This window comes from Neisseria maigaei (assembly GCF_958267405.1).
Taxonomy (GTDB): domain Bacteria; phylum Pseudomonadota; class Gammaproteobacteria; order Burkholderiales; family Neisseriaceae; genus Neisseria; species Neisseria bergeri.
This window is the reverse complement of sequence record NZ_CATQFT010000002.1, coordinates 91,178-108,131: the sequence shown is the minus strand read 5'-3', so window position 1 is coordinate 108,131 and position 16,954 is coordinate 91,178. Positions and strand designations below refer to the sequence as shown.

Annotated in this window: 18 protein-coding genes; 10 read left to right on the top strand and 8 right to left on the bottom strand. The window is 54.9% G+C overall.

Annotated elements, in window-relative coordinates; translation table 11 throughout:
• Positions 1-19 precede the first annotated feature (19 nt).
• The 4 genes from Q3O06_RS01620 to bioH form a co-directional block, all read right to left on the bottom strand.
• Complete coding sequence (locus Q3O06_RS01620) at positions 20-448, bottom strand: hypothetical protein (protein ID WP_301817281.1); 429 nt, start codon at positions 446-448, stop codon at positions 20-22.
• Between the two features lie 326 nt (positions 449-774).
• Positions 775-2,271 (bottom strand): gliding motility protein, encoded by a 1,497-nt coding sequence (locus Q3O06_RS01615; protein ID WP_301817279.1) that lies wholly within the window; start codon positions 2,269-2,271, stop codon positions 775-777.
• Between the two features lie 81 nt (positions 2,272-2,352).
• Positions 2,353-3,141, bottom strand: coding sequence for a class I SAM-dependent methyltransferase (locus Q3O06_RS01610; protein ID WP_301817278.1), 789 nt, complete (start codon positions 3,139-3,141; stop codon positions 2,353-2,355).
• A 1-nt stretch (position 3,142) separates the two neighbouring features.
• Complete coding sequence (bioH, locus tag Q3O06_RS01605; RefSeq protein WP_301817277.1) at positions 3,143-3,886, bottom strand: pimeloyl-ACP methyl ester esterase BioH; 744 nt, start codon at positions 3,884-3,886, stop codon at positions 3,143-3,145.
• Here bioH and Q3O06_RS01600 point away from each other — a divergent pair.
• From Q3O06_RS01600 to Q3O06_RS01555, 10 genes are all read left to right on the top strand, one after another.
• The gene (locus Q3O06_RS01600) at positions 3,885-4,610 is read left to right on the top strand and encodes a ComFC family protein (protein ID WP_301817276.1); all 726 of its coding nucleotides are present in this window, start codon (positions 3,885-3,887) and stop codon (positions 4,608-4,610) included. The two genes, bioH and Q3O06_RS01600, sit on opposite strands and share 2 nt — an antisense overlap.
• Positions 4,611-4,674: 64 nt before the next feature.
• The gene (gene trmL / locus Q3O06_RS01595; protein WP_002218664.1) at positions 4,675-5,139 is read left to right on the top strand and encodes a tRNA (uridine(34)/cytosine(34)/5-carboxymethylaminomethyluridine(34)-2'-O)-methyltransferase TrmL; all 465 of its coding nucleotides are present in this window, start codon (positions 4,675-4,677) and stop codon (positions 5,137-5,139) included.
• Positions 5,140-5,266: 127 nt separating this feature from the next.
• Entirely contained in the window at positions 5,267-5,986 is a 720-nt protein-coding gene (locus Q3O06_RS01590; RefSeq protein ID WP_301817273.1) for a septal ring lytic transglycosylase RlpA family protein, read from the top strand.
• Between the two features lie 53 nt (positions 5,987-6,039).
• A complete protein-coding gene (locus Q3O06_RS01585) occupies positions 6,040-6,366 on the top strand; it encodes a PepSY domain-containing protein (protein WP_025456667.1) in 327 nt (108 codons plus the stop codon).
• Positions 6,367-6,447: 81 nt separating this feature from the next.
• The gene (gene ruvA, locus Q3O06_RS01580; RefSeq protein ID WP_003750533.1) at positions 6,448-7,032 is read left to right on the top strand and encodes a Holliday junction branch migration protein RuvA; all 585 of its coding nucleotides are present in this window, start codon (positions 6,448-6,450) and stop codon (positions 7,030-7,032) included.
• Positions 7,032-7,169 carry a hypothetical protein gene (locus Q3O06_RS01575; RefSeq protein WP_101115934.1) on the top strand — a complete coding sequence of 46 codons (138 nt, stop codon included), beginning with the start codon at positions 7,032-7,034 and terminating at the stop codon, positions 7,167-7,169. Before ruvA ends, Q3O06_RS01575 begins: the two co-directional genes overlap by 1 nt.
• 25 nt (positions 7,170-7,194) lie before the next feature.
• On the top strand, positions 7,195-9,051 hold the full coding sequence (locus tag Q3O06_RS01570) for an ABC transporter ATP-binding protein (protein WP_301817326.1): 1,857 nt from the start codon (positions 7,195-7,197) through the stop codon (positions 9,049-9,051).
• 63 nt (positions 9,052-9,114) lie between these two features.
• Positions 9,115-9,981, top strand: coding sequence for a ribosome small subunit-dependent GTPase A (gene rsgA, locus Q3O06_RS01565; protein WP_373323475.1), 867 nt, complete (start codon positions 9,115-9,117; stop codon positions 9,979-9,981).
• 247 nt (positions 9,982-10,228) lie between these two features.
• Positions 10,229-10,453 (top strand): exodeoxyribonuclease VII small subunit, encoded by a 225-nt coding sequence (locus tag Q3O06_RS01560; RefSeq protein ID WP_301817271.1) that lies wholly within the window; start codon positions 10,229-10,231, stop codon positions 10,451-10,453.
• Positions 10,437-11,333: a polyprenyl synthetase family protein gene (locus Q3O06_RS01555; protein WP_301817269.1), complete on the top strand. Its 897-nt coding sequence runs from the start codon at positions 10,437-10,439 to the stop codon at positions 11,331-11,333. Before Q3O06_RS01560 ends, Q3O06_RS01555 begins: the two co-directional genes overlap by 17 nt.
• 108 nt (positions 11,334-11,441) lie before the next feature.
• On the opposite strand, the gene Q3O06_RS01550 is transcribed toward Q3O06_RS01555, so the two are convergent.
• The 4 genes from Q3O06_RS01550 to nuoL form a co-directional block, all read right to left on the bottom strand.
• A complete protein-coding gene (locus tag Q3O06_RS01550; protein ID WP_107819815.1) occupies positions 11,442-11,741 on the bottom strand; it encodes a DUF2818 family protein in 300 nt (99 codons plus the stop codon).
• A gap of 111 nt (positions 11,742-11,852) precedes the next feature.
• On the bottom strand, positions 11,853-13,298 hold the full coding sequence (gene nuoN / locus Q3O06_RS01545; protein WP_301817267.1) for an NADH-quinone oxidoreductase subunit NuoN: 1,446 nt from the start codon (positions 13,296-13,298) through the stop codon (positions 11,853-11,855).
• 9 nt (positions 13,299-13,307) lie between these two features.
• Positions 13,308-14,804, bottom strand: a complete 1,497-nt coding sequence (locus Q3O06_RS01540) for an NADH-quinone oxidoreductase subunit M (RefSeq protein ID WP_301817265.1) — start codon at positions 14,802-14,804, stop codon at positions 13,308-13,310.
• A gap of 88 nt (positions 14,805-14,892) precedes the next feature.
• Positions 14,893-16,917: an NADH-quinone oxidoreductase subunit L gene (gene nuoL / locus Q3O06_RS01535; RefSeq protein WP_301817264.1), complete on the bottom strand. Its 2,025-nt coding sequence runs from the start codon at positions 16,915-16,917 to the stop codon at positions 14,893-14,895.
• Positions 16,918-16,954: the final 37 nt, after the last annotated feature.

Here is a 16,954-nt window from a genome sequence, read left to right as displayed (position 1 = left end):
ACGCCGTCAAATAATCATTTCAAACTGTTTGCGCATATTTGCTTAAAATCAGGCCTGCTATCGAACAGCTCGCGGGAAACTTTTCCAGCATCTGAAGAATGTGCTCCTTGCTGATACCATATCCTTCGATAGCAAATAAAGTCATATTCAAGAAAGTAAAAATTTCACTCTTATGAGCTGTAAGCCCCCTGACACTTTCATTGATTGCATTCATAGCCTCACTACTGTTTGGCACACCTTCCAATACTGCCAGCAACTGCAAATCACCGTTGTCTTCCAGCCCAATCAATATCTTCCTACCGTCTATCAAAACCCGAACCATTTCCTGCCCCAAGACATCGGTAACTTCAACCTTACGGTAGCCTTCATCCCTCAGCAATTCTGCGATTTCTTCCAAACTGTAAAATTTCAGGGTAACTGTTTTCTGCCCTTTCAACCAATTCATCATAGTATTCCACCTCCATTTTTATCTTTTGTCGCCACCAATGACATTTGGTCCCTCATTTGAGCAGAAACATCAATATCATAAGCCAATTTATCAGTAGGATTTCCCAAGTCGTATTGGTATCTATTGCCGAAAAAATCCTCGTACACCCTTTGCCCTTCGTACATGACCGATTTCAACATCACTCTCTCCAAATCTTGTCTGCAAAAAGAAAAACACAGGTTACATCAATAACCTGTGTTGCATTGTACAATGCAGGCACGAAATACCACGCCAGATAAAATGCCGTCTGAAGCCCGTTATCAAGTTTCAGACGGCATTGCCTCTATTTAAAAATTCCTGTTTTTATCAAATATTTCAAACAGTTTTTCCTTGTCAGCACAAGACCCCTCTGGTATCAGGTTCAATATCGTTTCCAACGCCTCGGCAATATCTTCCCGCTCTACCGTGTCGATAAAGTGTTTTTTGTCCATTTTGTTGAAACCTCCGGTATAGGCTTTGACCGCCTCTGCCAGCTCCTCTCCTATGTTTTCAGGCGGATTACCGAGCAGTTTGACCACGCCGGCACGGGTTTTCCGGTACAGCTCCGCCGCTTTTTTGGCATGGCTTTTCGGGATGTGCTCCGCGCCGTCCCAATCGCGGAAGGGGTTGTCGAAATTTTGCGCCAGCCATTCGGGTTTTCGGGCTTTTTCTATCCACAGGTCCAGCCCGTCTTCCTTCCGTTTCTTATAAAGTTTCTTCATTGCCTTCGCCGCCTCTTCGGGCAGGCTGCTCATCCACAGCCTGTGCAGCTTCGGCAGCCGGTCGGGATGCGGGATGTCGTCCGCGCCGAAACCGAACAAATCTACGGTAGTGAACACTTCCAAATCCTCAAATCCCGATACGGCGGAAAAATTGGCGATATTGCCCGGTTTGCCCCACAGCCGTATGGTTTTGAGCTTGGGATACGTTTCCGACAGGTTTTGCATATCGAAATCGGCAATGCCCATGACGTTGACGGCGGTCAGGTTTTCCAAACCCCGCACTTCAGGAACGCTTTTGCCCACTTCCAAAATCAGACCCGCGCCCTTTTCGGCGGTATAGACCTTGCAGTTTTCCTTGATTTCGCCTTTTAGGTTCAGGCTGTCCAAGCCTTCGTTCAGATAAAGCGATTCCACGCCGGTCATATCGACAGAAAGGTTGGTTATGCGCGTATTGCTGAAATCCAGCACGGTCTGACCGTGGTTTTCCAGACACAATTGGGTGATAAACGGATATTCCTCCAGATATTCATATAGATTTTTATGCCATTTGGTCAGAAACAGCGAAGACAGGCAGGGAAACGCCTTCAGTTCCATCGCGTCTTCAAAATCATCCCAAACATCGCTCAAATTCTGTTTGGATATGCCGTATTCCCGTCCGGCAAACATCACGGTCTTTTTGCTTTTGGCGGCTTTTTTGAATGCCTTTCTCTGTTTTTCGGGTATCTGCTGCCATCTCAACTGACGGTACACGTCGTAGCCGTCGCCCCAAAAAGAGGCATACTGCTGCGTGTCTTCGCCAACCAGCGGCGCGGTATTCCCAACCCGTACATATCCCGTCGGCACGACGGCACTTGCCTTATACATGTGCAGACCGCGTTCCCAATACATAAAGTCTTTGTAAAGCGGTTTCAAATCCGCCAGCTCCGCCGCCCCAAGCGGTTTGTTGCCCTGCCAGTCCAAAGCCAGCAGAGTTGCATGTGTTTTTTTGCCACCGTGTTCTTCAACTCGGGTAACCTGACAGGCAGTGTACTGCTTCAGTCTGATGTTATAGACGCAATATACGTCTCCGGCATCGGCATACATAGGCATTTCCTTTATTTCTGTCGTTTTTCACAGACAGATGCCGTCTGAAACTTGAAAACGGCTTCAGACGGCATCTGCACATCATCTCTTCGGAAAAAACTGTACCACGTTCTCCCCCTGCGGCAGCACCAGTTTTTTAACGGCGTGTCCGTACACCGTTTCCAGCGTAATGCTTAAACCGCCTTCCCGTTCAAATATCGCCCCGACACACGAACGCGCGGCGTTTTCGTCGTTCCATGCCATCGCCCGCCAAACGCCCAGCGTGTCCATATCCGCCCAAAACGTTTCCGCCTTTTTGTAGTCCAACACCAGCTTCGCCGTATCGGTAACGGGGTCGTAAAAGCCGTTTTCGGCAAGCATATCGCCCAAGTCGTGCATATCGGGAAACATCACGCTGCGGCTTTCAATGCCGTTTTCTTTCAGACGGCATTTCAGTTCGGTAAAAGTGTCGCGCCCGAAGCAGGTGAAAAACAGCAGCCCGTCCGTCTTCAAGGCGCGCGCCCAGTTGTGCAGCACAGGAAGGATTTGTTCCGCCGCCAACAGTCCGAGATTCGACCACAACATATCGGCACACGCTTCGGGCAGCGGCGCGGTCGGGGATTGGCAGTGCTGCACCACGCCCTTACCCGCCAACCTTTGCCAAAAACCGCCTTTGCGGGCGGCGGCCGCCGCCGCCAAAAAATCCGCACGGAAATCGTATTCTTCAAACACCGCCTGCGGATATCGTTTCGCCAGCAGGCTGCGGCTGATGTCCGCATCCGCCCCAGCAAGCAGGATATGCTTGGGCGCGTTGCGGACGAGTGTCAGGCGTTGGTCGGTATGTTCGGCAAGATGGCGGTGAACCTGCCAGCGTGCGTCCTGATGGTTCATCTCAAACCCCTTCGGCAAAGTCGCGGTACAGCGCGGCAAACGCTTCCGCGTGGCTTAAAAACGGCGCGTGTGCCGCCTTTTCCATCACAACCAACCTGCTGCCCTTCAAACGGCGGTGCAGATATTCACCCATGCGCGGCGGCGTAATCGCGTCTTTGCCGCCGAACACCAGCAGTACCGGAACATCTATCTTGTCCAACAAATGCCGCGCATCCGCCCTTTCCGCCGCGTCCAAAGCTTCCTGTAAGGCGGAGGGTGTGCCGCAGCGCGCCAAATCGGGCAGGATTCTGCCTATGATTCCGTCCGCATCATGCGTATGCAAAAGCTGTAATTGTAGAAACTGTTTGATATGTTTGGCATAATCCGAACGGAACGCACCGACCATTTTGCCCAATGCAGGCGCGGCAAGCCCTTCGGGATAGTCTTCGGCAGCCGTCAGCCGCGCGAAACTCGCCGTCAGGCAGAGCGAACGGACTTTGTCGGGATGGCGCGCCGCCAGATACAGCGCAACCAATCCGCCGAGCGACCAACCGAGAATGTCAGCCGGCGCGTCAATTTGAGCGGCAATGCCGTCGGCCGCCGCCGCAATGTCGAAAGGTCGGACAAACGGAGCGTCCCCATGTCCGGGCAAATCGGGTGCGTACACCGCCCATTCTGCAGGCAGACGGGGCATCAGGTCGTCGAACACGTGGCGGTTCGCCCCCCAACCGTGTATCAGGTAAACTTTTTTGACGGCATCAGGCATGGATTTTCTCTCTTGTTGGCAGCGCATCGCAGACGCGGCCGCAGTCAGACACTGCGTATTATGCCACGGTTCGTCCGGCGTTTCAGACGGCATCTGCGCCGGCTGCGCGGCGGATTTGGCGGCATACCGCACCGACGCGGCAAACAGCTGCCCCCTGTGTTTCAGACACGTTCAAGGCGGCGCGGTGTGCGGCGCGTGCCAGAAAAAACCGCCCGCATTCGACCGGATGTGGGCATCGCTGCATTACGAACCGCCCGTCAGCAATATGATACGCGCGCTGAAGCACTTGGCTGATTTGGGCATGGTGCAGCCGCTGGCAGACCTGATGATGCAGAATCCGCCCGACCGGCTTTCAGACGAATGTTTCGATTTCGTCCTGCCCGTTCCACTAAGCAGGGAGCGGCTGCTGCAACGCGGGTTCAACCAAAGCGAGAGCATCGTCGGGTTGTTGGCGCAACGCTACGGTTGGCGCACACTGCCGCGGCATACCGTTTTCCGCCGCCACCGGCCTCCTCAAAGCACGCTCAAAGGCAGCGACCGACTGAAAAACATCAAAAATGCCTTTGAAATCCGCACACCGATACCGGAAAACTGTAATATTCTGTTAATCGACGATGTCTTTACCACCGGCGCGACGCTGGGCGAGCTGGCGAAGATACTGAAAAAGTCAGGCGCAAACCGCATCTGCTGCTGGACGCTGGCACGCACGCCAATGAAAAAATAACTAAATTTTTTGACACCCCATCCGCCTTGTGGCAAGGTTACGCGCCTATAAGTGATTGATATTTATGTTTACCATCGTTTTATACCAACCGGAAATCCCACCGAACACAGGCAACATCATCCGCCTGTGCGCCAATACCGGCGCGGATTTGCACCTTGTCAAACCGCTCGGTTTCCCATTGGATTCCGCCAAAATGAAACGCGCCGGGCTCGACTACCACGAGTTCGCCAGCCTGACGGTGCACGAAAACTTCGACGACTGCCTCAAGGCACTCGCAGGCAGGCGCATTTTCGCCCTGACCACCAAAGGCACGGCGCGCCCCGATGAAACGGCGTTTCAAAAAGGCGACGTTTTACTGTTCGGGCCGGAAACGCGCGGACTGCCTGCCGACATCCTCGACAGCCTGCCCGCCGCGCAAAAAATCCGCCTGCCCATGCAGCCCGGCAGCCGGAGTATGAACCTTTCCAACACCGTCGCCGTGATTCTCTTTGAAGCGTGGCGGCAACACGGTTACGCAGGTGGCGTTTGAACGCAGGTTCATGCCGTCTGAAAACCGTTCGGACGCATTCCGAACCGCTGCCGCAGCGTGCGGCGGTTCGGAATGTGTCCGTAGGGCATGATGCCCATTCGTCTTCAACTCAAGAACGGAACACGTTTTGACTTTAACCCGAAAAACCCTTTTCCTCCTCACCGCCGCATTCGGCACACATTCCCTTCAGACGGCATCCGCCGACGCAGTGGTCAAGGCAGAAAAACTGCACGCCTCCGCCAACCGCAGCTACAAAGTCGCCGGAAAACGCTACACGCCGATAAACCAAGTCGCCGAGTTCACGCAAACCGGCAACGCCTCGTGGTACGGCGGCAGGTTTCACGGGCGCAAAACTTCCGGCGGGGACCGCTACGATATGAACGCCTTTACCGCCGCCCACAAAACCCTGCCCATCCCCAGCTATGTGCGCGTAACCAACACCAAAAACGGCAAAAGCGTCATCGTCCGCGTCAACGACCGCGGCCCCTTCCACGGCAACCGCATCATCGACGTATCCAAAGCCGCCGCGCAAAAATTGGGCTTTGTCAGCCAAGGGACGGCGCACGTCAAAATCGAACAAATCGTCCCGGGCCAATCCGCACCGGTTGCCGAAAACAAAGACATCTTTATCGACTTGAAATCTTTCGGTACGGAACACGAAGCACAAGCCTATCTGAACCAAGCCGCCCAAAACCTGGCTTCGTCGGCATCAAACCCGAACCTATCGGTTGAAAAACGCCGTTACGAATACGTCGTCAAAATGGGGCCGTTTTCCTCGCAGGAACGTGCCGCCGAAGCCGAAGCTCAGGCACGCGGTATGATTCAGACGGCATTGACTGCCGGTTGATGTCCCGCCTTTACGTCCTTCAAACACCACCAGATACTTCGCAGGAGCAAAATATGAACATCAAACACCTTCTCTTGACCGCTGCCACCGGCGCACTGCTGGGCATTTCCGCCCCCGCGCTCGCCCACCACGACGGACACGGCGATGACGACCACGAACACGCCGTACACCAACACAACAAACAAGACAAAATCATCAGCCGCGCCCAAGCTGAAAAAGCAGCGTTGGCGCGTGTCGGCGGCAAAATCACCGACATCGATCTCGAACACGACGACGGCCGTCCGCACTATGATGTCGAAATCGTCAAAAACGGACAGGAATACAAAGTCGTTGTCGATGCCCGTACCGGCCGCGTGATTTCCTCCCGCCGCGACGACTGAATTTGATACAATCCGTGCCGTCTGAAGCCCGAACCGGTTTCAGACGGCATTTTGCACCCGACACTTCAGGATCCTTCATACATGATCAGCAGACTGACCGGCAAACTGGTTGAAAAAAACCCTCCGCAAATCGTCATCGATGTCAACGGTGTCGGCTATGAAGCCGACGTATCCATGCAGACCTTCTACAACCTGCCGCCCGTGGGTGAAAGCGTACAACTGTTTACCCAGCTTATCATTCGGGAAGACGCACACCTGCTCTTCGGTTTTGCCACTGCGGAAGAACGCAAGACCTTCCGCCAACTGATTAAGGTCAGCGGCATCGGGGCAAAAACCGCCTTGGGGATTTTATCGGCAATGACTGCCGACGAACTGGCGCAGGCGGTTGCAGAAGAAGATGTCAAACGCCTCTCCTCCGCTCCGGGAATCGGCAAAAAAACCGCCGAACGCATGGTCTTGGAACTGCGCGGCAAGCTGGTCGCGCATACGGTAACAGACGGGCTGTTTGCCGCCCCGTCCGAGAATGACGAAACCAATGACATCGTCAGCACGCTGCTTGCGCTGGGTTACAGCGAACGCGAGGCAAAAGCGGCGGTCAAAGGCGTTCCGAAAGGAACGGACGTGGGCGAAGGCGTGCGCCTTGCTTTGAAAAACCTGCTGAAATAATGCCGTCTGAAGGCGGCGCGGCGTTTGCCCTGCCGAAACCCTGCGTTTCCGCCCCACGCTGTCTTCCCGACGGCTTTTCCCGTAAAATGGCGTTATTGTCCTTCCTTTCAGACGGCATTGTGTTTGATGCCGTCTGAAACTGTTTTACCGAAATCGAAAACAATGTTGAACAAAATCTTTTCCTGGTTCGAGTCCCGAATCGACCCCTACCCCGAAGCTGCGCCGAAAACGCCTGAAAAAGGACTGTGGCGGTTTATCTGGAGCAACATCAGGGGTTTGCGCAAATGGATTGCCGTTTTGGCGGCATTTACCGCAGGCATCGGCATCATGGAAGCCCTGCTGTTTCAATTTATGGGCAAAGTCGTGGACTGGCTCGGCAAATACACGCCCGCGACCCTGTTTGCCGAAAAAGGCTGGGCTTTGGCGGCGATGGCGGCGATGATGGTGTTTTTCGCCCTCTGGACCTTCCTCGCGTCCAACGTGCGCCTGCAAACCCTACAAGGCGTGTTCCCCATGCGCCTGCGCTGGAACTTCCATCGCCTGATGCTGGGACAGAGCCTCGGCTTCTATCAGGACGAATTTGCAGGACGCGTGTCCGCCAAAGTCATGCAGACCGCACTGGCACTACGCGACGTGGTGATGACGGTTGCCGACATGGTCGTGTATGTGCTGGTGTATTTCATCACGTCCGGCGTGATTCTGATTTCGTTCGACGGCTGGCTGCTGTTGCCCTTTATCGGCTGGATGATTGGATTCGCCCTGATTATGCGCTTCCTGATTCCCAGGCTCGGCAAAACCGCCGCGCGTCAGGCGGATGCGCGCTCGCTAATGACCGGCCGCATTACCGATGCCTATTCCAACATCACCACCGTCAAACTCTTCTCCCACGGCGCGCGCGAAGCGGCCTACGCCAAGCAGTCGATGGAAGAGTTTATGGTGACCGTCCATGCTCAAATGCGTTTGGCGACGCTTCTGCACACCTGCAGCTTCATCGTTAACAGCTCGCTGACCGCCGGCACGACCGCGCTGGGCATCTGGCTTTGGTATCACGGGCAAGTCGGCGTCGGCGCGGTCGCCACCGCCACCGCCATGGCGTTGCGCGTCAACGGTTTGTCGCAATACATCATGTGGGAATCTGCCCGATTGTTTGAAAACATCGGTACCGTCAACGACGGCATGGCGACCCTGTCCAAACCCCACACCATCCTCGACAAGCCGAAAGCACTGCCGTTGAAAGTGTCGCAAGGCGAAATCAAGTTCGAACACGTCGATTTTTGCTACGAAGCAGGCAAACCGCTGCTCAATGGCTTCAACCTGACCATTCGCCCGGGCGAAAAAGTCGGCTTGATTGGACGCAGCGGCGCGGGCAAATCCACCATCGTCAACCTGCTCCTGCGCTTCTACGAACCGCAAAGCGGCACGATTTCGATCGACGGCCAAACCGTGGACAGCGTGACCCAAGAAAGCCTGCGCGCCCAAATCGGTTTGGTCACGCAAGACACCTCGCTGCTGCACCGCTCCGTCCGCGACAACATCGTTTACGGTCGCCCCGATGCAACTGATGCCGAAATGATCTCCGCCGCCGAACGCGCCGAAGCCGCTGATTTCATCCCCAACCTTTCCGATGCCAAAGGACGGCGCGGCTATGACGCGCACGTCGGCGAACGCGGCGTGAAACTCTCCGGCGGTCAACGCCAGCGCATTGCCATCGCGCGCGTCATGCTCAAAGACGCACCCATCCTGCTGCTCGATGAAGCCACCAGCGCGCTCGACTCAGAAGTCGAAGCCGCCATCCAAGAAAGCCTCGACAAAATGATGGACGGCAAAACCGTCATCGCCATCGCCCACCGTCTCTCCACCATCGCCGCGATGGACAGGCTCATCGTCTTGGACAAAGGCCGCATCATCGAAGAAGGCAGCCACACCGAGTTGCTCGAAAAACAAGGCCTGTACGCCAAACTTTGGGCGCACCAAAGCGGCGGCTTCTTGAGTGAGCATGTCGAGTGGCAGCATGACTGAAACCTTATTGTCTGGAAACCGCCGTTTTCAGACGGCATTCCCGTTCCCCTACCCGTCAAAACCATGACCGATACCGCCCAAATCATCACCAGCTACGGCCGCCGCTACATCGTGCGTACGCCCGACGGCAAAACCTACGAAGCCAGCACGCGCAAAAAGCGGGTCGATTTCGCCTGCGGCGACCGCGTCCGCATCAGCCCCGTCAACGCCGAACAAGTTGTGATTGAAGATTTTTTACCGCGCCAAAGCCTGCTCTACCGCCAAGACGCGTGGAAAACCAAACTCATCGCCGCCAACGTTACCCAACTCCTCATCGTAACCGCCGCCGTCCCGAGTCCGAGCGTGCGGCTGCTACAGCGCGCCCTGCTTGCCGCCGAAGCCGCGGGCATCCAAGCCGTCATCATCCTGAACAAAGCCGACCTGCCCGAAACCGCCCTTTGGCGCGAAAAACTCAAATTCTACGAAACGCTGGGTTATCCCGTCATCGAAACCCGCGCGCTGGAAAACGCCGACAGCCTGCGCCCCGTCCTGCAAGGGCATAGCAACATTCTGCTCGGACAAAGCGGCATGGGTAAATCCACCCTGACCAACGCCCTTTTAGGCAGCCAAACCGCCCGCACCGGCGACATCTCCACCGCGCTCGATTCCGGCAAACACACCACCACCCACGCCCAGCTTTACGACTTAAACGAAGAAACCCAATTAATCGACTCCCCAGGTTTGCAAGAATTCGGCCTGTACCACCTCGAAGCCGCCGACCTGCTGCAATACTTCCCCGACCTGAGCCATCTCGTCGGACAATGCCGCTTCCACAACTGCACCCACCGCGCCGAACCCGGCTGCGCCGTCAAAGCCGCCGCCGAAACCGGGGCGGCACTTCCCGAACGCCTCGCCTTTTTGCAGGGCATCACCGACGAACTACTCGGGTAACGCCTTGCCGTTTGCAGGACAAAACAATGCCGTCTGAAGCCGGATTCGGGTTTCAGACGGCATCCGTTTTGCAAAAATGCTACAATCCGCTTTTTACCGGAACACTCGAAACTATGTTCCAACACACAGGACGGCACATAAAGCACCTCCCTATGTATCGTCCTGATTTTGAAAGGGTACTCCCCTCCCAAATAAAGTCTGATCCTGCCGCCCTAAAGGACGGGGTTTCAACCGAAAAGGAAATACGATGAAGAAAAACGCCCCGAAATCGTTTGAAGAGGCATTGTCTCGCCTTGAATCACTGACGCAGTCTATGCAGGGCGAAATGCCCTTGGAAGACGCGCTTGCCGCCTATCAGGAAGGCAACGAACTGGTCAGATACTGCCAAACCAAACTGTCCCAAGTCGAACAAAAGCTACAGGTTTTAGACACAGACGGGCTGAAGGAGTTGAACCTTGAATCCGACGAATGATTTGAAAACGTGGCAGCTTAGGACGCAGGCGCAGACAGAGCTGCTGCTGGAACGCTTTTTGCCGTCTGAAAACGAAATCCCGCACACGCTGCACGAAGCGATGCGCTATGCGGCTTTGGACGGCGGCAAGCGTCTGCGCCCGATGCTGGTGCTGGCGGCTTCGGAATTGGGCGGGGCCGTGGCGGATGCGGTCGGACAGGCAATGGCGGCAATCGAAATGATTCACGTCTATTCTTTGGTTCACGACGATATGCCGGCGATGGACAACGACAGCCGGCGGCGCGGCAAACCGACCTGCCACATCAAATATGGCGAAGCAACCGCCCTTCTGACCGGCGACGCTTTGCAAACCCAAGCCTTCGACGTGTTGAGCCGTCCGACAGAACTGCCCGCCGCACGCCAGTTGGCGATGCTGTCGGTGTTGGCGAAAGCGGGCGGCAGCGCGGGTATGGCGGGCGGACAGGCAATCGATTTGGCAAATGTCGGCAAACAAATGGTTCAAGCCGATTTGGAACGGATGCACAGCCTGAAAACGGGGGCGTTGATCCGTGCGGCGGTTTTATTGGGGGCGACGGCGTGTCCCGATCTGTCCGATGCGGAACTTGCCGTATTGGACGCTTACGCGGCAAAACTGGGCCTGGCGTTCCAAGTCATCGACGATGTGTTGGATTGTGAAGCGGATACGGCGACTTTGGGCAAAACGGCGGGCAAAGATGCCGACAACGACAAGCCGACTTATGTGAAACTGATGGGCTTGGAAGCGGCGCGCTCATACGCACACAAACTGGTTGCCGAAGCGGTCGCGCTGCTCGAACCCTTCGGCGGCAAAGCCCTGCGCCTGCGGCAGTTGGCAGAATTTGCAGTCGCCCGCAAATATTGAAACCGGCGTATATCGCCGATTGAAACGTACCGGCACAGCGATGTCGGCCGGCACTTGAATGAAACAAATGCCGTCTGAAAGGGTTTCAGACGGCATTTCTATGCCTGCCTATTCCCTGTTGCGCGTGTGCCAAAAATAACGCCGCACGAAACACGGGAAGGCGAAAATGAGGTACAGGCAGACAACGGTGGCGTAAAACTCCCAACCCTGATTGTGTACCGCTCCCGCACGGGATTCGAGGATGTAGGCAAGAACGGCGGTCAGCGCGAAACCTGCCGCCAGCTCGATCAGGTGGTGTCCGAAATGTTTGCGCTTGAGCGGTACGATGCCGAACAGCCTGGTCGTGAGGAAGGGGGCGTTGGCAAAAATCAAGGCAAGCAGCAAAAGGATGTACATGGATGCGGTCATGGCGGGCTTTCTGTTTGGGCGTTGTCGGCGGCGATGCCGTCTGAACTGCATTGCGGAACGGCATATCTTAACAAAAACGGCAGCCTCTGACACGGCTGCCGTTGCGGCGGCTTACAGCGTGTTCTCCAACGCCTTGGCGCACCAGCCGATAACGGTTTGCGGCATAATGCCCCACAGCACCAACAGCAGCGCGTTGACGCTCAAGAGGAATTTTGCGGCATTGTTGCCGCCGGCGGCGGGACGGGCGAGGCCGGATTCGTCAAAATACATGACTTTGACCACGCGCAGGTAGTAGAACGCGCCAATCAGCGACATCACGACGGCAAATACGGACAACCAAACATAGCCTTGTTTCAAGAGTGCCATAATCACGCCGAATTTGGCGTAAAAACCCATCAGCGGCGGAATACCCGCCATAGAGAACATAACCAGCAGCATCAAAAAGGCAAGCCATACGCGGTGTTGGTTCAACCCTGCCAAATCGCTGATGTTTTCGCACTCGTTGTCCCCGTCCGACAACACCATCAACACGCCGAACCCTGCCGCCGCCATCAGCGCGTAGGTAATGGCGTAATAGAGACCCGCCGCAAAGCCGACCGCGCCCGCCATAAACGCCAACAGGATGAAACCCATATGCGATACGGTGGAATAGGCGAGCATACGTTTGATATTGGTCTGCATGATGGCGGCAAGGTTGCCGACCAGCAGCGAGGCGGCGGCAAGCAGGGCAAACATCAGAGACCAGTCATGATGCACGGTTCCCAGCCCGGTAACGAGGATGCGGAAAGCGAAAACGACGGCGGCGACTTTCGGGGCAGTGCCGACCAAGGCGGTAACAGAAGTGGGCGCGCCGTGATACACGTCGGGCACCCACATATGGAACGGCACCGCACCGAGTTTGAACGCAACGGCGACGACGATAAACACCAAACCCAGTTTCAACAGCCATTCGTTGGCTTCTTCATTGAAGGAAGAGGCAAGCACGCCGGCAAATTCCAGCGAACCGGTTGCGCCGTAAACCATAGAAATACCGTAGAGCAGCAGGCCGGATGCCAGCGCGCCCAAAACAAAATATTTCAAGGCGGCTTCGGCGGCAAAGCCGGAATCGCGGCGCAGGGCAATCAGGGCGTAAAGGGCAAGCGACAAGAGTTCCAAACCGATATAGGCAGTTAAAAAATGCCCCGCGCTCACCATCACGCTCATGCCCAAGAGGGCAAACAGCGACAGGGTGTAAAACTCGCCTTTGAAAATACCGCGCACTTGGTTGTAGGGTCTGGCATAGACAAACAGGGCAAAGGTCAAGGCATATAAAACCATTTTTGCCAAACGCGACATACCGTCTGCAATATACATGCCGTTGAACGAAGACGTGCTGCCCTGTTCCCACACCGCAAGCTGCACCGCCGCCGTAACCGCCACCGTTGCCAACGCGCCGTAATGCGTCCAACGGCGTTTGTCATCACTGACCCACAAGTCCGCCAGCAACAATAACACCTGTAGCGACAGCAGCGCGACTTCGGGCAGTGCGGGCATCAAATTCAAATCAGACCAATTCATTTACACACCTCAAATCTTGCTTTGCGCCACATGGGCAATCAAATCGTTTGCCGCCTGATGCACCACTTCGATAAACGCGTTCGGATACAGGCCCATACCCAATACCGCAACCGCCAAAACCGCCAGAATCGCAAACTCGCGACAGTTGATGTCTTTCATTTCGGCAACGTGCGGATTGTGGATCGCACCAAAAATAACGCGTTTGTACATCCACAGGGTATAAGACGCACCGTAAATCAAGGTCATAGCCGCCAGCGCGCCCACCCAGAAATTCACTTTAACCGCGCCCATAATCACCATAAACTCGCCCACGAAGCCGGAAGTCGCAGGCAGACCGGCGTTCGCCATACCGAACAACATCATAAACGCCGCAAACTTAGGCATCACATTGACCACGCCGCCATAATCGGCAATATTGCGGGTATGCAGGCGGTCGTACATCACGCCGATACACATAAACATCGCGGCAGACACGAAGCCGTGCGAAATCATCTGAATGACCGCGCCTTTCAACGCCCAGTCGTCCAACTGCCCGTCAATAAACAAAAACATCCCAAGTGTTACAAAACCCATATGGCTGATGGACGAATACGCCACCAGTTTTTTCATATCGGTCTGCACCAGAGCCACCATACCGATGTAAATCACGGCAATCAGGCTCAATACGATGATTACGGGGGCAAAATAGCGTGCCGCGTCCGGCACAATCGGCAGGATGAAGCGCAAAAAGCCGTATGCGCCCAGTTTCAGCGTAATCGCCGCCAACACCATCGAACCGCCGGTCGGCGCTTCAACGTGGGCATCCGGCAGCCAAGTGTGTACGGGGAACATCGGCACTTTCACGGCAAACGACAGGAAGAACGCCGCAAACAAAAGCTGTTGCACGCCCAACGGAATCTGTTTGATGTTTTGGAAATCGACAATAGAGAAGCTGCCTGTCTGATAGTACAGGTAAACCATGGCAACCAGCATCAAAAGCGAACCCATCAGCGTATAGAGGAACAGCTTGACCGACGCATAGACGCGGCGCGGACCGCCCCATACACCGATAATCAGGTACAGCGGAATCAGCATACCCTCGAAGAACACATAAAACAGAATCGCATCCTGCGCGGCAAACGCGCCGTTAATCAAACCCGACATGATCAGGAATGCCGCCATATACTGTGCCGGACGTTTCTGAATGACTTTCCAACCGGCCAATACCACCAACAGCGTGATAAACGCATTCAAGATGATAAAGAGCACTGAAATACCGTCCACGCCCAATGCGTAGTTGATTTTCAGAAGCGGAATCCACTCGTGGAACTCGGTAAACTGATAGCCGCCGCTCAAACGGTCGAAACCGGCAAACAGGGGCAGCGTTACCAAGAAACCGGCAAGCGCGCCCATAAAGGCGAGCACGCGGGCAAGCGGCGCACGGCTGTCCGGCCCCGTCGCCAAAACCAGCACACCTGCGGCGATGGGTATCCATATTGCCAAGCTGAGTAGGTAGTTGGAAAACATAATGGTTAACCTGTGGTTAAAATAAAAATATCGTTGTGCGGGTTGGTTTGTCAGACGACGTTTGAAGAGGCCGTCTGAAGCCTCATCCTTATCTGAACAAGCCCCAGAAGGTCATGCCGAGCAAGACCAATACGCCGAATACCATAGCGGCGGCGTAGGTGTAGATAAAGCCGGTTTGGGCTTTACGCACTTGCGCGGCAATCGCGCCGACCAGTTTGGCAGAGCCGTTAACGATACCATTGTCGATAATGGCGGTATCACCGACTTTCCAGAAGAAAGTACCCAATGCACGCGTGCCTTTGGCAAAGACGTTGAAATACAGGGCGTCGAAGTAGTATTTGTTTTCAAACAAAACGTAAACCGGACGGAACGCCTGCGCGATTTTGGCGGGCAGGTGCGGCAGTTTGACGTACAAAAGCCATGCGCTCAATACGCCTGCGATTGCGAGGTAGAGGACGGGCGAATGCAGGCTGTGCGACACCATCGCCAATGCGCCGTGGAACTCTTCTTGCATGATGTGCATGGTCGGATGCGCGTCGGCGTTGACAAAAATCACGTCTTTGAAGAAATCGCCGTAGAGCATGGGTTCGATGGCGATGTAGCCGATGATGACGGACGGAATGGCAAGCAGAATCAGCGGCAGGGTAACGACCAGCGGGCTTTCGTGCGGATTGTCGTTTTTGCCCAAACCGTGATGTTCTTCGCCATGGCCGTCTGAATGGTGTTCGGGCAGGCTGCGCCATTTCTCTTCGCCGTGGAACACCATAAAGTATTGGCGGAAAGCGTAAAACGCGGTAACGAACACGCTGGCGAGAACGGCGAAATAGGCAAAGCCGCTGCCCGGCAGGGTGCTGTATTTGGCTGCTTCGATAATCGAATCTTTGGAATAGAAGCCTGAGAAGAACGGCGTACCGATCAGCGACAAGTTACCGATCAGCATGGTCAGCCAAGTAATCGGCATGTATTTTTTCAGGTTGCCCATATGGCGCATGTCTTGGTCGTGGTGCATACCGATAATCGCGCTACCTGCGGCCAAGAACAACAAGGCTTTAAAGAAAGCATGGGTCATCACATGGAACATCGCCACGGAATAGGCGGACGCGCCAAGAGCCACGGTCATGTAGCCCAGTTGCGACAGGGTGGAATACGCCACCACACGTTTGATGTCGTTTTGAATCACGCCCAAGAAACCCATAAACAGGGCAGTAATCGCACCGATAACCATAATGACCGACAGCGCAGTGCTGCTCATCTCATAAATCGGCGACATACGCGATACCATGAACAGACCGGCGGTAACCATGGTTGCGGCGTGAATCAATGCGGAAATCGGTGTCGGACCTTCCATCGAATCAGGCAGCCAGACATGCAGCGGGAATTGTGCCGATTTACCCATCGCACCCACAAACAGGAGCAAACAGGTTACGGTAATCAAAGACCATTCCACACCGGGGAACAGTTGGATAGTGGCCGTCTGAACATTAGGCAGATAAGCGAATACATCTTGATAGCGCAGGCTGCCGCCGAAATAGGCAAGCACCAAGCCGATACCGAGCAAAAAGCCGAAGTCGCCGACACGGTTGATTAAAAAGGCTTTCAGGTTGGCAAATGTTGCGCTCGGACGTTTGAAATAGAAACCGATCAAAAGGTACGACACCAAACCCACAGCCTCCCAGCCGAAGAAGAGCTGGATGAAGTTGTTGCTCATAATCAGCATCAACATGCTGAAAGTAAACAAAGAAATATAGCTGAAGAAGCGTTGGTAGCCGACTTTTTCGTCGTGCATATAGCCGATGGTGTAGATATGCACCATCAACGACACGCCCGTTACCACGACCATCATCATCGCCGTCATCGTATCGACCAAGAAGCCGACGGAAAAATCCAAGCCGCCCATTGTCAGCCAGGTATAAACGTTCTCGTCAAACTTGGCACGGCTGCCATTGAGGAATCCCCACAGCACATAAGCCGACAGCAAGGCGGACACCGCCACACCGAGTATTGTTACGGTATGCGCGCCGGCACGTCCAATTTTGTTGCCGAACAAACCCGCAATCAGCGAGCCTGCCAAAGGTACGAGGGCGATAGTCAGATATAAAGTCATGTCGTTCATTTGATTGAACCTAATCGATTTAAAAATTCACGTTCAA

What these genes read in the sequence shown, in the direction of transcription:
- Q3O06_RS01550 (WP_107819815.1), bottom strand. Translation starts at nt 11,741, where the DNA reads ATGACCGCATCCATGTACATCCTTTTGCTGCTTGCCTTGATTTTTGCC.
- nuoL (WP_301817264.1), bottom strand. Translation starts at nt 16,917, where the DNA reads ATGAACGACATGACTTTATATCTGACTATCGCCCTCGTACCTTTGGCA.
- Q3O06_RS01560 (WP_301817271.1), top strand. Translation starts at nt 10,229, where the DNA reads ATGAAGAAAAACGCCCCGAAATCGTTTGAAGAGGCATTGTCTCGCCTT.
- Q3O06_RS01585 (WP_025456667.1), top strand. Translation starts at nt 6,040, where the DNA reads ATGAACATCAAACACCTTCTCTTGACCGCTGCCACCGGCGCACTGCTG.
- Q3O06_RS01610 (WP_301817278.1), bottom strand. Translation starts at nt 3,141, where the DNA reads ATGAACCATCAGGACGCACGCTGGCAGGTTCACCGCCATCTTGCCGAA.
- rsgA (WP_373323475.1), top strand. Translation starts at nt 9,115, where the DNA reads ATGACCGATACCGCCCAAATCATCACCAGCTACGGCCGCCGCTACATC.
- Q3O06_RS01570 (WP_301817326.1), top strand. Translation starts at nt 7,195, where the DNA reads ATGTTGAACAAAATCTTTTCCTGGTTCGAGTCCCGAATCGACCCCTAC.
- Q3O06_RS01615 (WP_301817279.1), bottom strand. Translation starts at nt 2,271, where the DNA reads ATGTATGCCGATGCCGGAGACGTATATTGCGTCTATAACATCAGACTG.
- trmL (WP_002218664.1), top strand. Translation starts at nt 4,675, where the DNA reads ATGTTTACCATCGTTTTATACCAACCGGAAATCCCACCGAACACAGGC.
- nuoN (WP_301817267.1), bottom strand. Translation starts at nt 13,298, where the DNA reads ATGAATTGGTCTGATTTGAATTTGATGCCCGCACTGCCCGAAGTCGCG.
- Q3O06_RS01540 (WP_301817265.1), bottom strand. Translation starts at nt 14,804, where the DNA reads ATGTTTTCCAACTACCTACTCAGCTTGGCAATATGGATACCCATCGCC.
- Q3O06_RS01620 (WP_301817281.1), bottom strand. Translation starts at nt 448, where the DNA reads ATGATGAATTGGTTGAAAGGGCAGAAAACAGTTACCCTGAAATTTTAC.
- Q3O06_RS01575 (WP_101115934.1), top strand. Translation starts at nt 7,032, where the DNA reads ATGCCGTCTGAAGGCGGCGCGGCGTTTGCCCTGCCGAAACCCTGCGTT.
- bioH (WP_301817277.1), bottom strand. Translation starts at nt 3,886, where the DNA reads ATGCCTGATGCCGTCAAAAAAGTTTACCTGATACACGGTTGGGGGGCG.
- Q3O06_RS01600 (WP_301817276.1), top strand. Translation starts at nt 3,885, where the DNA reads ATGGATTTTCTCTCTTGTTGGCAGCGCATCGCAGACGCGGCCGCAGTC.
- ruvA (WP_003750533.1), top strand. Translation starts at nt 6,448, where the DNA reads ATGATCAGCAGACTGACCGGCAAACTGGTTGAAAAAAACCCTCCGCAA.